The following is a 13,525-nucleotide window of genomic DNA, read 5'->3' on the forward strand; positions in this document are numbered from 1 at the left end:
GCGCGCCTCGTTTAAATGATGACGCCACATGCGTGGCGAGATGTGCGAATGGTAGATAACGAATTTCAAATCGATGCTTTGATTCTAGCCGCGTTTTCATGGTTCACCGCAAGCATCTCGCGCCAACGACTCGAAGAACTCACCGCAATTCACCGATTTCGTCGGATTTCACGCGCAAATCTGGTGCAAACGGGTCATTCCGCGGGAATGTTCTTCAAATCGTTCATCCAGACGATGGATTCCGAGTCGCTAGGTGCACGCCAGTCGCCACGAGGGGACAGTGAACCGCCGGTACCCACCTTCGGCGCATTCGGAATGCACGAACGCTTGAACTGACTGGTCCTGAAGAACCGGTCCAGGAAGATGCCCAGATTGCGCTTGATGTCTTCGAGGTTGTACTGATTGCGCGCAACGTGCGCGCCTTCGGGCCACTCGCCCGCATCGCGATCCTTCCAGGCCGTGTATTCGAGGAACGCCACCTTGGACGGCGAGAAGCCGAAGCGCAGCGTGTAGTAGAGGTTGAAGTCCTGCAACTCGTACGGGCCGATCACGCTTTCGGTTTTTTGCTCGGGCTCACCGTTCGCTTTTCCTGGAACGAGTTCGGGACTGATATCCGTGTTCAGGATGCTGATCAGGACGTCCGACCCCGAATTGCCGATTTGCCCCGTCTCGGCAACCCATCGGACCAGATGTGTGATCAGCGTTTTCGGGACGCTGGCGTTCACGTTGTAGTGGGACATGTGATCGCCCACGCCGTAGGTGCACCATCCAAGCGCGAGTTCGCTCAGATCGCCCGTGCCGATCACAATGCCGCCCTTGAAGTTCGCAAGCCGGAACAGATGGTTCGTGCGTTCGCCCGCCTGTACGTTTTCGAAAGTGATGTCGTACTCTTCCTTGCCCGACGAATACGGATGCCCGAGGTCCTTCAGCATCTGCTCGCAGCTCGGCCGGATATCGATCTCGCTTGCCGAACAGCCAACCACTTCCATCAGTTGCCGCGCTTGGGACAGCGTCCGGTCGCTGGTTGCAAAACCCGGCATGGTCACGCCGAGAATGTTCGTGCGCGGCAGCTTCAGGCGGTCCATTGCTTTCGCGCAAACCAGCAGCGCGTGCGTTGAATCCAGCCCTCCCGAGATACCGATCACCACCTTCGAAATACCGCTCGCCGACAAACGCTGCACGAGCGCCTGCACCTGGATGTTGTAGACCTCGTTGCAGCGCTCGTCGCGGCGCTTGGCTTCCGACGGCACGTACGGGAAACGCTCCACGGCGCGATCGAGCGGCAGCGCGCGGTTCAGCGGCAGTTCCAGGCCGAAGCGGATGGTTTCGAATGCGGAAACTTCGTCGGCATGGCGGCGAACCGACTGGCCGAACGTGGTCTGGCGCATGCGTTCGCGCGAGAGACGCTCGAGATCGACATCGGCGAAAACGAGGTGCGACGTGTCCAGGAAGCGCTCGGATTCGGCGAGCAGTTCACCGTTTTCGTAGATGATCGCCTGGCCGTCCCAGGCGAGATCCGTCGTCGACTCGCCCCGTCCCGCCGATGTGTAGAGATACGCGGAAAGGCAACGGGCGGATTGCTGCGAAACCAGTTGATGCCGATAACCCGCCTTGCCGACCACCACGTTCGATGCCGACAGATTCACCAGCACGGTGGCGCCCGCGAGTGCCGCGAACGACGACGGGGGAATCGGCACCCAGACGTCCTCGCAGATCTCCACGTGGAAACGGAACAGCGGCATGTCGGCGATTTCGAACAGCAGCGAAGAACCAAACGGCACGTCCGATCCCAGCAGGTTCACCCGGTCAACCGATGCGTTTTCCGCCGCGCTGAACTGCCGCGCTTCGTAAAATTCGCCATAGTTCGGCAGATAACTCTTCGGCACGACGCCCTGGATCTTGCCGCCCGCAACTACGATCGCGCAGTTGAAAAGCGTGTGCTCCACACGCAACGGCATGCCGACGATCATTGCTACGGACAAGCTCTTCGAGGCAGCCACCACCGTTGCAAGCGCCTCTTCGCAAGCGTCGAGCAAAGCGCGCTGGTGGAACAGGTCGTCGCAGGTATAGGCCGAGATCCCGAGCTCGGGGAACGCCACAAGGACGGCGCCGTTTGCCGCCGCCTGCTTTGCCAGTTCGATGGTTTCAGCCGCGTTGAAGGCCGGATCGGCGACCTTGCAGCGTGGGACGCCCACCGCCACGCGCGCGAAATCGTGGCTATAGAGATTGAAGAATCGATTTTTCATCTTGAGCTTGTCCATACGATGCCCCGCATTCGGGGGTCCTGTTCCGGCGCATGACGGGTTGAGGGTTATCGCCGTAAAAGCGAAAGCATTTCGACATGATGATAAGTCGAGTTGCAATTTCCAGGCAGGTATTGGCGCTGACGTTAGCCATTTGGCCAGCTTTCGTGCAAATCCTTAAACCTTTTTACGGAAGGGTGTATGCGCTTCAAGTTCCTGGATATGCTGGTCCATCGCGGCGGTCTCTTCGTCGAGGAACTCGCTGATTGCGTGCGCGAACCGCGGGTCCGCCACCCAGTGCGCGGACCACGTCGGCGTGGGAAGCATGCCGCGCGACATCTTGTGCACGCCCTGCGCGCCGCCCTCGAACCGCGCTAGGCCGTTCACGATGCAATACTCAATGCCCTGCATGTAGCACGTCTCGAAATGCAGCCCCGAGACGAACTCTTTCGTGCCCCAGTATCGGCCGAACATCACGTCGCCGCCGATCATGTTCAGCGCACAGGCGAGCCGCTTGCCGTCGGCCTCGGCGATCACGAGCAGCATGCTTTCGGGCGCGGCCGCGTGGATCTGGCCGAAGAATTCACGCGATAGATACGGCGGATTCCAGTGCTCGCGGTACGTGTTCTCGTAGCAGGCGTAGAAGAAATCGAGCGCGGTTTCGTCGATCTGGACGCCGCGAAGCCAGGTGTAGCTCACGCCTGCATCGGTGACGCGCCGGCGGTCCTGCTTCACCTTCTTGCGCTTGTCGTGGCTCATGGTGGCGAGAAACGCGTCGAAGCTCTCATAGCCGCCCGGCGCATTTTCCCAGTGAAACTGCACGCCTTCGCGCAGCATGTAGCCCGCTTCGGTCAACGCTTCGAGATCCTGTTCCTGTGGAAACAGCACATGCAGCGACGACAACTCCAACTGCTTCGACAACTCGATCGCCCCGCGCGCCAGCATCACGCGCTCCTCGTGCGTGGCGGCGATCAGGCGGGGACCGGTCACCGGCGAAAATGGCACCGCCGACAAGCCCTTCGGATAATACGGAATGCCGTTGCGCTCGAAGGCGTCGGCCCACGCGTGGTCGAAAACGTATTCGCCGCGCGAGTGTTTCTTGAGGTAGAGCGGCATGCCGCCGGCGAGTTTGCCGTCGCGCTTGAGCAGCAGGAAATGCGGACGCCAGCCGGTTCGCGCGACCGCGCAGCCCGTGTCCTGCATCGCCGAGAGGAATTCGTGGCGGACGAACGGGTTGTCGCCGGCAAGACGGTTCCATTCGTCCGGGCTCACGGTGTCGAGCGAATCGACCACATGTATTTCGACCGTGCGGTTCAACGGGCTTACCTCGCTTCGGGCTTGTTCGTGGCTATTGCCATGCGCTTGATGCAGCGCGGAATGGTTATTCTCGCCGAAGTCGCGGGTTTTTGTCGGAGCGGGGTTTATGAGGGAGGCTTGAGGGATAATGCGCGGCATCCGACGTCCACCTTCAGACTCATGCCCTGGTTCCTGTATCTAATAGAATGCGCCGACGGAAGTCTCTATACCGGGATTGCCACCGATGTCGATGCGCGTTTCGCCAAGCATCTGAGCGGCGACGGCGCGAGGTACACGCGATCGCGCAAGCCGGTTGCCGTACGGGCGTCGTTTGAGTTGAGCGGCCGGGCTGAGGCTTCGCGGGCGGAGTATTGGGTGAAGCGACTGACGACGCCGAGGAAATGGAAGCTGGTCGCGGGCGAATTGACGCTCGTGGACGTGATGCCCGCGGAAGCCGAAGAAGTCCCGCCGGTCGAGACATGAAAAACCGCCCGGTCCTGCCGTGAGGCAGGACCGGGCGGTCTTCGATACGTCAAAAGCTGGAGGCTAAGCTTACTTCTTGAAGTTCGCCACGCCTTCGGTAATTTCCTTGTGGGCTGCGTCCACGCCCTGCCAGCCTTCCACCTTCACCCACTTGCCCTTCTCGAGCGCCTTGTAGTGCTCGAAGAAATGCTTGATCTGATCCTTCAGGTATTCAGGCACGTCATCGACGGTTTTCATGTGCGCCGTCATTGGGCAGATCTTGTCGTGGGCGACTGCGACCAGCTTGGCATCGACGCCCGATTCATCTGTCATCTGCAGCATGCCCAAGGCGCGTGCGCGAACCACCGAGCCTGCCAGCAGCGGGAACGGGGTGATCACCAGCACGTCGACCGGGTCGCCATCGCCGGAAAGCGTTTGCGGAATGAAACCGTAGTTGGCCGGGTAACGCATGCCCGTGCCGATAAAACGATCGACCACGAGCAGGCCCATGTCCTTGTCCGCTTCGTACTTCACCGGATCGCTTTGCGCCGGGATCTCGATGATCACGTTGAAGTCCTGCGGAAGATCCTTGCCTGCGGGTACGTTGTTGAAGCTCATGTGCACTCTCTTCAAAGTGGAAATTCGGGGTCGGGAAGTAGACGAACCAGACGGAGCCGGTACGCGGCGGAAACCAGGCTTTGCTGCGTTGCGGCAACCCACGCAAAAATTGAACGGCCGGGCCGCAACGCTGATTTCATGCCGCATGCGCGCCCATCAAGCCGCGTATTTACGTCATTATAGCCAATCGAAGCGCGCACTCCAGCGTCACTACGCGTCCGGAAAAACAGCGTAAAGCAGGCCAGAAGCATCGTGCGCGGCATGGCCGTTGGCCCGGAAACGAACCGCGTGCGTCCATCCAACCAAGCTACGGAGACAGGAGTCAGGCATGGAAGAGGCAAAGCATTTCATCGGCAACAAGTGGGTTGCGGCGGCGAGCAACGAGACGATTCCCGTCCTCGATCCCTCCGATGGCCAGGTTTTCGCACAACTCGGCCGCGGCAATGCTGCGGATATCGACCGGGCGGTCCAGGCGGCGCGGCGCGCCTACGAAGGCGCCTGGGGTCATGCGAGCGCGGCGGATCGCGGGCGCGTGTTGTACCGGCTGTCGATGATCATCGCCGCTCATCAGGAAGAGCTCGCGCAACTCGAAGCACGCGATACAGGCAAACCGCTCAAGCAGGCGCACGCCGATGCCGCCGGTATCGCGCGGTACTTCGAGTTCTACGCGGGCGCCGCCGACAAGCTCCATGGCGAAACCCTGCCCTACCAGAACGGCTTCACCGTGCTGACCATCCGCGAGCCGCACGGCGTGACCGGGCACATCGTGCCGTGGAATTACCCGTTGCAGATTTTCGGACGCAGCGTCGGCGCGGCGCTGGCGGCGGGCAACGCGTGCGTGGTGAAACCGGCAGAAGACGCATGTTTATCGATATTGCGGATCGCCGAGCTCGCCGCCGAAGCCGGATTGCCGGAGGGAGCACTGAACATTGTCACGGGCTATGGATACGAAGCCGGAGCGGCGCTCGCGCGGCACGCGGGTATCGATCACATCTCGTTCACCGGGTCGCCGGTAACGGGTGCCGCCGTTGTCAAGATGGCCGCCGATAACCACGTGCCCGTCACCCTCGAACTCGGCGGCAAGTCGCCGCAGATCGTCTTCGCCGATGCCGATTTCGACGCCGCCATCCCGGTGCTGGTTTCGGCGATCGTGCAGAACGCCGGGCAGACGTGTTCGGCGGGCAGCCGCGTGTTGATCGAACGATCGGCGTATGAGCCGTTGCTGGATCGTTTGAGCGAAGCGTTCAGCGCGCTGAAGGTCGGGCCGAGCAAGCTCGACCTGGATTGCGGACCGCTCATCAGCGCGAAGCAGCAGCAGCGCGTGTGGGATTTTCTCTCCGATGCACAGCATGACGGAATCGCGATGGCCGCGCACGGCGAGGTGGTATCGGACGCGCCCGAAGCAGGCTTTTATCAGGCGCCGACGCTCTTGCGCGATGTCCCGCCATCGCACCGTCTGGCACAGGAAGAGGTGTTCGGCCCGGTCCTGTGCGCCATGCCTTTCGACGATGAAGCCGATGCCCTGAAACTCGCCAACGGCACCAACTTCGGCCTGGTTGCGGGCGTCTGGACACGTGATGGCGGACGGCAGATGCGCATTGCCCGGAAGGTGAGATCGGGGCAAGTGTTCATCAACAATTATGGTGCGGGCGGTGGCGTGGAACTGCCGTTTGGCGGCGTCAAACATTCAGGACACGGCCGTGAAAAAGGCTTCGAAGCGTTGTATGGATTCACGGTGCTTAAAACCATTGCGATCAAACACGGTTAAGTAACCACAACTTGGAGACGACATGAGACTGCAAGGCAAGACAGCAATTGTGACGGGCGGCGGATCGGGATTCGGCGAAGGAATCGCGAAGACATTTGCGCGCGAAGGCGCGAACGTGGTGGTGAACGACCTGAACGGGGCATCGGCGGAACGCGTTGCGAGCGAGATTGCCGTGAGCGGCGGCAAGGCGATCGCGGTCGCCGGCGATGTTACGAAACAGGCCGACTGGAAGACGCTGTTCGATGCCGCCATCGAAGACTTCGGCAGCATTCAGGTCGTGGTGAACAACGCCGGCACGACGCACAGGAACAAGCCGGTGATGGAAGTCACCGAAGCCGAATTCGACCGCGTCTATGCGGTGAACGTGAAGAGCATCTATCACAGCGTCACGCAATTCGTGCCCTACTTCCGGTCGGTGGGCGGCGGGTCGTTCATCAACGTGGCATCGACGGCGGGCGTGCGGCCGCGCCCCGGTCTGGTCTGGTACAACGGCAGCAAGGCGGCGGTGATCATTGCGAGCAAGGCGCTGGCGGTCGAGCTCGGACCCGACCGGATACGCGTGAACTGCATCAACCCGGTGATGGGCGAAACGGGTTTGCTGTCCGAATTCATGGGCGTGGAAGACACGCCCGCGAACCGGCAGAAGTTCCTCTCCTCGATTCCGTTGGGACGCCTCTCGACACCGCAAGACATCGCGAACGCGGCCTTGTATCTGGCCTCCGACGACGCAGAGTTCATCACCGGCGTGGCGCTGGAGGTGGATGGCGGACGTTGCGTCTAGGGTCTTCGGGGAAGACGCCTCGCTTGGTGTTTTCCCCATATAAAACAGATGCTTGAGGGCCATTGCCAACGACTAGAATCGTTGTTCCAACCGATAATAAAATTCAGGAGACAGCATGGCGAGTACTGCGGGTGAGTATCACGGACCGGGCGCGGGCGCGGGCGCGGGCGCGCCGCCTTCGGCCTTCGAAGCGGCAACGTACAAAAAAGTCGCGTGGCGCCTGTCGCCCCTGTTGCTGCTTTGTTATGTGGTCGCATATCTGGACCGCGTGAATGTGGGTTTCGCCAAGTTGCAGATGTCCACCGATCTCGGCTTGAGCGACGCTGTCTATGGCTTCGGCGCGGGCATCTTTTTCTTCGGCTATTTCATCTTCGAGATCCCGAGCAACGTCATCCTGCACAAGGTCGGCGCGCGGGTATGGATAGCGCGGATCATGATCACGTGGGGCATCCTCTCGGCGCTGACGATGTTCATCACCACGCCCACCATGTTTTACGTAATGCGCTTTTTATTGGGCGTGGCCGAAGCGGGATTTTTCCCTGGCATCATCCTGTACCTCACGTACTGGTTCCCGGCCGACCGGCGCGGACGCATGACGACGTTGTTCATGACCGCGATTGCCGTATCGGGTTTGATCGGCGGCCCGGTGTCCGGCTGGATCATGAAGAACTTCGATGGCGTCAACGGCTGGCATTCGTGGCAGTGGCTGTTCTTGCTGGAAGGCATTCCATCGATCGTGGTCGGCGGGCTGGTCTTCATTTTCATGGACGACCGGATTGCGAAGGCCAAGTGGCTGAGCGCCGAAGAGCGTGAGTTGCTGGAACGGAACATCGCGAAGGACAATGTCGAGAAGGTCGACATGCCCGTGCGCGAAGTGCTCAAAAGCGGCCGTGTCTGGCTGATGAGCCTGACGTACTTTTCGTTCGTGATGGGCCTGTACGGCGTGAGTTTCTGGCTGCCGACGATCATCAAGGCGACCGGAGTGACGGATGCGCTGAATATTGGATTGCTGTCTGCTATTCCCTTCGGCGCGGCGGTGATCGGGATGCTGCTTGTTGCACGCAGTGCCGATAAACGTGGCGAGCGGAGGTGGCATATTGCCGTGCCGGCGGCTGTTGGAGCGTTGGGGCTGGTTTTATCGGTCATATGGTCGACGAACACTCCTTTGGCAATGCTCGGGCTTACCTTGGCAACGATGGGCATTCTCACTACCTTGCCGTTGTTCTGGAGCTTGCCTACGGCGTTCCTGGCCGGGACGGGCGCCGCTGCCGGGATTGCAATGATCAACTCGCTCGGGAATCTTGCGGGTTTTCTCAGCCCCTATCTCGTGGGGTGGTTGAAGCAAGCCACCGCGTCCAATGCAAGCGGCATGTACATGTTGGCCGCGTTCATGGTGCTCGGCGGGTTACTCGCGCTGAGCGTACCGAAGCGGATCGTCAATCGATAACAGTTGCTGGACATTCAGGTCAACTGCACGGAAGACTCCTACTATAAATAGGAGTTTTCTAGTATCACCTTTCAACTACCTTATTCAGAATCGTCCGTTCGATCATTTGCGAATTTTTAGCGTTGCAAACGATTCATAACGGGCGGTGGCTGTGTGTCAATGTGTGTGCGCCGCCCGCTTACAACAATTAGAGAGCGGAGCAAGCATGTCAGAAAGAAGTTCGTTGAATCTTGAGTCTTCGTTTATCGCAACACGTTTTAGTGCAGACCCTGTCTGGGCGAATGGACTAGATAGAGTCAAGACAGACGAAGCCGCATCGCCGCTAACCGGGTCGTTCGATCCCCTGCCCAATCGGGGCGCATCGTCTGTGGCAATAGGATCGCCGGGTGTGCTTCAGCCCGTGTACACCGCGATCGGCTCGAACGGCCACTCTCTCGATAAATTCCCGATGTTGCTCACCGATCATTTTCTGATCTTCGATACACGGGGCATCAGCAGAATGACATCGGACGGAGAACCGGTCTCCTTTGACTTGCTGGAAGGCGTGAAACTACTCGAAGCGAATGGCATGACCGTTAAAAGCTACACCGACAAAGACGGTTTCATCAGCATCGAAGTAGACTGGATGTCGTACCTGAAAGCTCATCCTGACCCATACCCTGCATTCGATTTTGTCGCACATCGCCATATCGCCAACGACAAAGGGGGACTTGATCTCTATGACTTAGTTGGCACGCCTCTTCTTACCCCCTTCGGAAACATGCTCGACACATGGATACCGATGCCCGCAGTGATTGACGGTCGTTTGCAACCGGCCACTCCGCCTGCGGCCACCTTCATCACGGGCATTTATGACACATTTACCGACGAGTCCGGTAACACGGTGCAGTCGTTCATTCCTGACGGCGGTGCGACCGGAAATTCAACGCACAAGATTGTGCTGACGTTCAGCGAACCGCTGGCCCAAAGTTGGCTCCCCGACTCATGGCAGGTTTATCGCGATGGCGTACCTTTGTTGTCCATTGGTCATTTGCGGGACGGCGGATACGATCGAGCTACCAATACGGCATGGATAATTGATACCGACGTGCCGCCTGGTCCGCACGTCTACACCGCGCAGATTCAACGTAAGTACGGTGATCAGGGCGCGATGTCGGAAAGCTATCACATCGTGGAACCCAGCTTCGCTCCTTTGGCTGTCTCCACCATCACCAGCGCGCTCGATGAGTTCGTCGACCCCAACGGCAATCATCACGACACCACGATCCAGAACGGTGGCACGACCTCCGATATCTCGCCGCGATTGCATGGCATGCTCAGCGCCGCCCTGCACGAGGGCGAAGTACTCGCCGTCTATCGCGACGGACAGAAGATCGGAACCGCTTCAGTCACGGGGATTGACTGGTCCTATCAGGACGATGGGCTCACTTCAGGCGAGCACGTTTACACGGCCAGTGTCATCTCCGATCTGGGCGTACAGGGCGTCCATTCCGGGGAATTTGTCATCACTGAAACGGCTGGAACGAGCTCCGGCAGTTTTCAATTCCTTGCAACGGAAGACTTCCTGATTTTCGACACCCGGTTCGCCGCCAGAGCCACAACCGACGGCAAAGCCATTTCCGTCGATTTGCTTGAGGGCGTAAGGATGCTGGAAAAGGCCGGAATGACCGTCAAAAGCTACACTGACGACGGCGGCATGATCAGCATTGAAGTCGACTGGATCGCTTATGTGAAAGCGCACCCGGACGCGTCCTTCGATTTGCTCTTGCACCGTCATATCGGTAACGACGAAGGCGGCGTGAACTATTACAACCCAATCGCCGTTCCGGACTTCTCAATTCTGTTGAACTTGCTCGGCAGATGGGAACCGGCGTATTTTGTACAAGATGCCGGCGGGCACTCACCCACGCCAGCAGCGGCAGTGGCGATCACCGGCGTATTCGATTCTTACGTCGACTCAGGAGGGCATACACAACTTTCCCTGGTTCCAATGGGAGGGACTTCTGCCGAAGCCTCGCACAGAATTGAGGGAACCCTTAGCGAACCGATGAGCAAATGGAGCGACTCGCTTGTCATTTACCGCGATGGTGAGAAGCTGACGGGGGATACTCATGCGTTCAATTCGTCCGCGAATCATTTCAACACCACGTGGTGGATCGTAGATAACGACGTCCCGCCAGGGCCGCACGTTTATACAGCCCGGGTCGAGCGCGAATTCGAAGCTCAGGGACCCTGGTCGCAAAGCTACGGAATTCAGGCGCCGGTTCACGAACCAACCCAGGAGTCGTCGACCGCTCGCATGCTGATGAACGACCACTTGCTGATCATCGATACGGGAATTCTGAATCACCCAAGCGCGGATGGCAGTGTTGCCTCGATGCAGATGAAAGCGGAGCTCACGTCGGCGGGTGCCGCCGTTGCAGTCTTTCAAGCCGCCGTGGATGAGAACGGCAAAGCCTCGTTCGAAGCTGACTGGGCACGATTGATCGCGGCAAATCCGAATGCAACGCTCACGATTTTTGCGCACGACAATATCGACCAGTCGGACCAGGTTGTCGATAAACACCTGATAGGAACACTCGCGGGTCAGATCGGCCATTGGGTAACAGCAACCCCGGATGGCGAAAGCGTGGTGTTCTTCAGCGCGGCAGACCGAAGCAGTCACATCCATGGGAAGGCGGGTATCAATACGATCACAATCGCGGACGATCACCAGCTAATCGACCTGACATCGCTCACTGGCAAGACTGTCGGATCGACAGTCACAGGAATTGAACGCATTGATCTTGGCGGTCAGAACAACACCCTGAAGATTTCAATGATCGACGTATTGAATCTCGGCGAGACCGACCTGTTCAGGGCGGATGGCAAGCAACAATTCATGGTCAACGGCAAGGCCGCGGATGCCGTGGAACTCTCCAACACCCGGGTAGCAGGAATTGCCGATGGTGATTGGGAACGCCAGGGTAAAGCCACGATCGGAGGCGTCGCCTACGACGTCTTTGAACACTCGACAGCGCACGTGGAACTGATGGTTCAGCAGGGCGTGCAATTGTCGATGCACTGAATCCAGCATAAGTCGAGCATCGAAACTCGCAGGCCGGCAAGGCCTGCGACCTAAGGTTACGCTCCGTCAGATTTGTTTCATTGCGAACGCTGCGTCGGCGGCCTTCGCCATGTTTGGATCAATATGTGTTGAGTCTTCGATCCAGAGAAAAGCTACTGGACAACGAATCGATCGAAACGGAAGTCGCTGTCGCGGGCCAAACACCTGCGCTAACCCGTCGCACCGCGCACCGAGACAAAGCGCGACACATACCCACGCACCAAAACCATGCATCCGACGAATCCCGTCGGCGTGCGTCCTCGCCCCGACCAGCCTGAAACCCAAGCCAGTCCGGCATTTCCTACTCATTGGCATACCCCTTGCAGTGTCCTATTGACTGACTCTCCGTCAGCGATATTAAAAATCCATAGACACCCGCTTTAAAACAAACATATCGGCAAGGGGAATTACATGAAACGACGCAGTCTCCTGAAATTCGGCTCCATGTCGGGCGCACTGGCCGTTGCGGGCCAATTGCCCATCACAAAAGCGCAAGCCGCCGATACCGGACCGATCAAAGTCGGCGTTCTCCATTCGCTCTCGGGCACGATGGCGATCTCCGAAACATCGCTGAAAGACACTGCGCTGATGACCATCGCCCAGATCAATGCAAGCGGCGGCGTGCTCGGGCGTCAACTGGAACCGGTGGTGGTCGACCCGGCATCGAACTGGCCGCTCTTCGCCGAAAAAGCCCGCCAACTGATCTCGCAGGACAAAGTCGCGGTGACGTTCGGCTGCTGGACGTCGGTATCGCGGAAATCGGTGTTGCCGGTGTTCGAGGAACTCAACGGCCTGCTCTTCTACCCGGTGCAGTACGAGGGCGAAGAGATGTCGAAGAACGTGTTCTACACGGGCGCGGCGCCGAATCAGCAAGCGATTCCCGCAACCGAGTACCTGATGAGCAAGGAAGGCGGCGCAGCAAAACGCTTCTTCCTGCTCGGCACCGATTACGTCTATCCGCGCACGACGAACAAGATCCTGCGTTCGTTCCTGCACTCGAAGGGCGTGAAGGACGAAGACATTCAAGAGGTCTACACGCCGTTCGGCCACGCGGACTATCAGACCATCGTGGCGAACATCAAGACGTTCTCGCAAGGCGGCAAGACTTGCGTGATCTCGACTGTGAACGGCGATTCGAACGTGCCGTTCTACAAGGAACTCGGCAACCAGGGCCTGAAAGCGACGGACGTTCCGGTCGTCGCTTTCTCGGTTGGCGAAGAAGAATTGCGCGGTATCGATACAAAACCGCTGGTCGGCAACCTGGCCGCATGGAATTACTTCATGTCGCTGAAGAACCCGGAGAACACGAAGTTCAAGGCGATGTTCGCCGACTGGGTGAAGAAGAACAACCTGCCGGGCGGCACGAAGCGCGTGACGAACGACCCGATGGAGGCGACCTTCGTCGGCATCCATATGTGGAAGCAGGCGGCTGAAAAAGCGAAGAGCGTCGATGTCGATAAAGTGCGCGTGGCCATGGTCGGCCAGAAGTTCGCGGCGCCGTCGGGCTTCACACTCGAGATGGACGGTAACCACCATCTGCACAAGCCGGTGATGATCGGCGAAGTGCGTGCGGACGGTCAGTTCAACGTCGTGTGGCGCACGAAGACTGCAATCCGCGCGCAACCGTGGAGCCCGTACATTCCGGGTAACGAAAACAAGCCGGATGTGGTCAGCTCGATTCCGGAGTTCCTGCGCCGCCGTCGTGTTGCGTAAGCCTCGGTAAGTATTCAGTCGAAGACCGGACCGCCGCGCTCGAAGCATAAATACAAGAGCGGCGGTTCGTACGTTCTACCTGACAGGCCAT

The 13,525-nt window shown here is 59.0% G+C and carries 9 protein-coding genes; 6 read left to right on the forward strand and 3 right to left on the reverse strand.

From position 1 onward, the window contains the following. Positions 1–194 precede the first annotated feature (194 nt). Complete coding sequence (locus AXG89_RS01670; protein ID WP_062170201.1) at positions 195–2,246, reverse strand: NAD(+) synthase; 2,052 nt, start codon at positions 2,244–2,246, stop codon at positions 195–197. Positions 2,247–2,420: 174 nt separating this feature from the next. Continuing rightward, entirely contained in the window at positions 2,421–3,560 is a 1,140-nt protein-coding gene (locus AXG89_RS01675; RefSeq protein ID WP_062000048.1) for a GNAT family N-acetyltransferase, read from the reverse strand. Between AXG89_RS01675 and AXG89_RS44565 the strand changes: the two genes are divergently transcribed. After that, positions 3,537–4,022, forward strand: coding sequence for a GIY-YIG nuclease family protein (locus tag AXG89_RS44565; RefSeq protein WP_442861741.1), 486 nt, complete (start codon positions 3,537–3,539; stop codon positions 4,020–4,022). The two genes, AXG89_RS01675 and AXG89_RS44565, sit on opposite strands and share 24 nt — an antisense overlap. Before the next feature lie 69 nt (positions 4,023–4,091). On the opposite strand, the gene ppa is transcribed toward AXG89_RS44565, so the two are convergent. Next, entirely contained in the window at positions 4,092–4,619 is a 528-nt protein-coding gene (ppa, locus tag AXG89_RS01685; protein WP_062000049.1) for an inorganic diphosphatase, read from the reverse strand. A gap of 328 nt (positions 4,620–4,947) precedes the next feature. Here ppa and AXG89_RS01695 point away from each other — a divergent pair, with 328 nt between their 5' ends. The 5 genes from AXG89_RS01695 to urtA all read left to right on the forward strand — a co-directional run bounded on the left by AXG89_RS01695 (position 4,948) and on the right by urtA (position 13,434). Next, a complete protein-coding gene (locus tag AXG89_RS01695) occupies positions 4,948–6,387 on the forward strand; it encodes an aldehyde dehydrogenase family protein (RefSeq protein WP_062167384.1) in 1,440 nt (479 codons plus the stop codon). 22 nt (positions 6,388–6,409) lie between these two features. Then, entirely contained in the window at positions 6,410–7,168 is a 759-nt protein-coding gene (locus tag AXG89_RS01700; protein ID WP_062167386.1) for an SDR family oxidoreductase, read from the forward strand. Positions 7,169–7,283: 115 nt separating this feature from the next. Beyond that, positions 7,284–8,615, forward strand: coding sequence for an MFS transporter (locus tag AXG89_RS01705; RefSeq protein WP_062167388.1), 1,332 nt, complete (start codon positions 7,284–7,286; stop codon positions 8,613–8,615). 388 nt (positions 8,616–9,003) lie between these two features. Continuing rightward, positions 9,004–11,682 carry a hypothetical protein gene (locus AXG89_RS42935; protein ID WP_236873359.1) on the forward strand — a complete coding sequence of 893 codons (2,679 nt, stop codon included), beginning with the start codon at positions 9,004–9,006 and terminating at the stop codon, positions 11,680–11,682. 450 nt (positions 11,683–12,132) lie between these two features. Then, on the forward strand, positions 12,133–13,434 hold the full coding sequence (gene urtA / locus AXG89_RS01715; protein ID WP_062167390.1) for an urea ABC transporter substrate-binding protein: 1,302 nt from the start codon (positions 12,133–12,135) through the stop codon (positions 13,432–13,434). Positions 13,435–13,525: the final 91 nt, after the last annotated feature.

It is taken from the genome of Burkholderia sp. PAMC 26561 (assembly GCF_001557535.2).
Classification (GTDB): Bacteria; Pseudomonadota; Gammaproteobacteria; order Burkholderiales; family Burkholderiaceae; genus Caballeronia.

Bases quoted from the DNA above. Each gene is read 5' to 3' on its own strand.
- AXG89_RS01670 (WP_062170201.1), bottom strand. From the start codon at position 2,246: ATGAAAAATCGATTCTTCAATCTCTATAGCCACGATTTCGCGCGCGTG.
- AXG89_RS44565 (WP_442861741.1), top strand. From the start codon at position 3,537: ATGTATTTCGACCGTGCGGTTCAACGGGCTTACCTCGCTTCGGGCTTG.
- ppa (WP_062000049.1), bottom strand. From the start codon at position 4,619: ATGAGCTTCAACAACGTACCCGCAGGCAAGGATCTTCCGCAGGACTTC.
- AXG89_RS01695 (WP_062167384.1), top strand. From the start codon at position 4,948: ATGGAAGAGGCAAAGCATTTCATCGGCAACAAGTGGGTTGCGGCGGCG.
- AXG89_RS01700 (WP_062167386.1), top strand. From the start codon at position 6,410: ATGAGACTGCAAGGCAAGACAGCAATTGTGACGGGCGGCGGATCGGGA.
- AXG89_RS01705 (WP_062167388.1), top strand. From the start codon at position 7,284: ATGGCGAGTACTGCGGGTGAGTATCACGGACCGGGCGCGGGCGCGGGC.
- urtA (WP_062167390.1), top strand. From the start codon at position 12,133: ATGAAACGACGCAGTCTCCTGAAATTCGGCTCCATGTCGGGCGCACTG.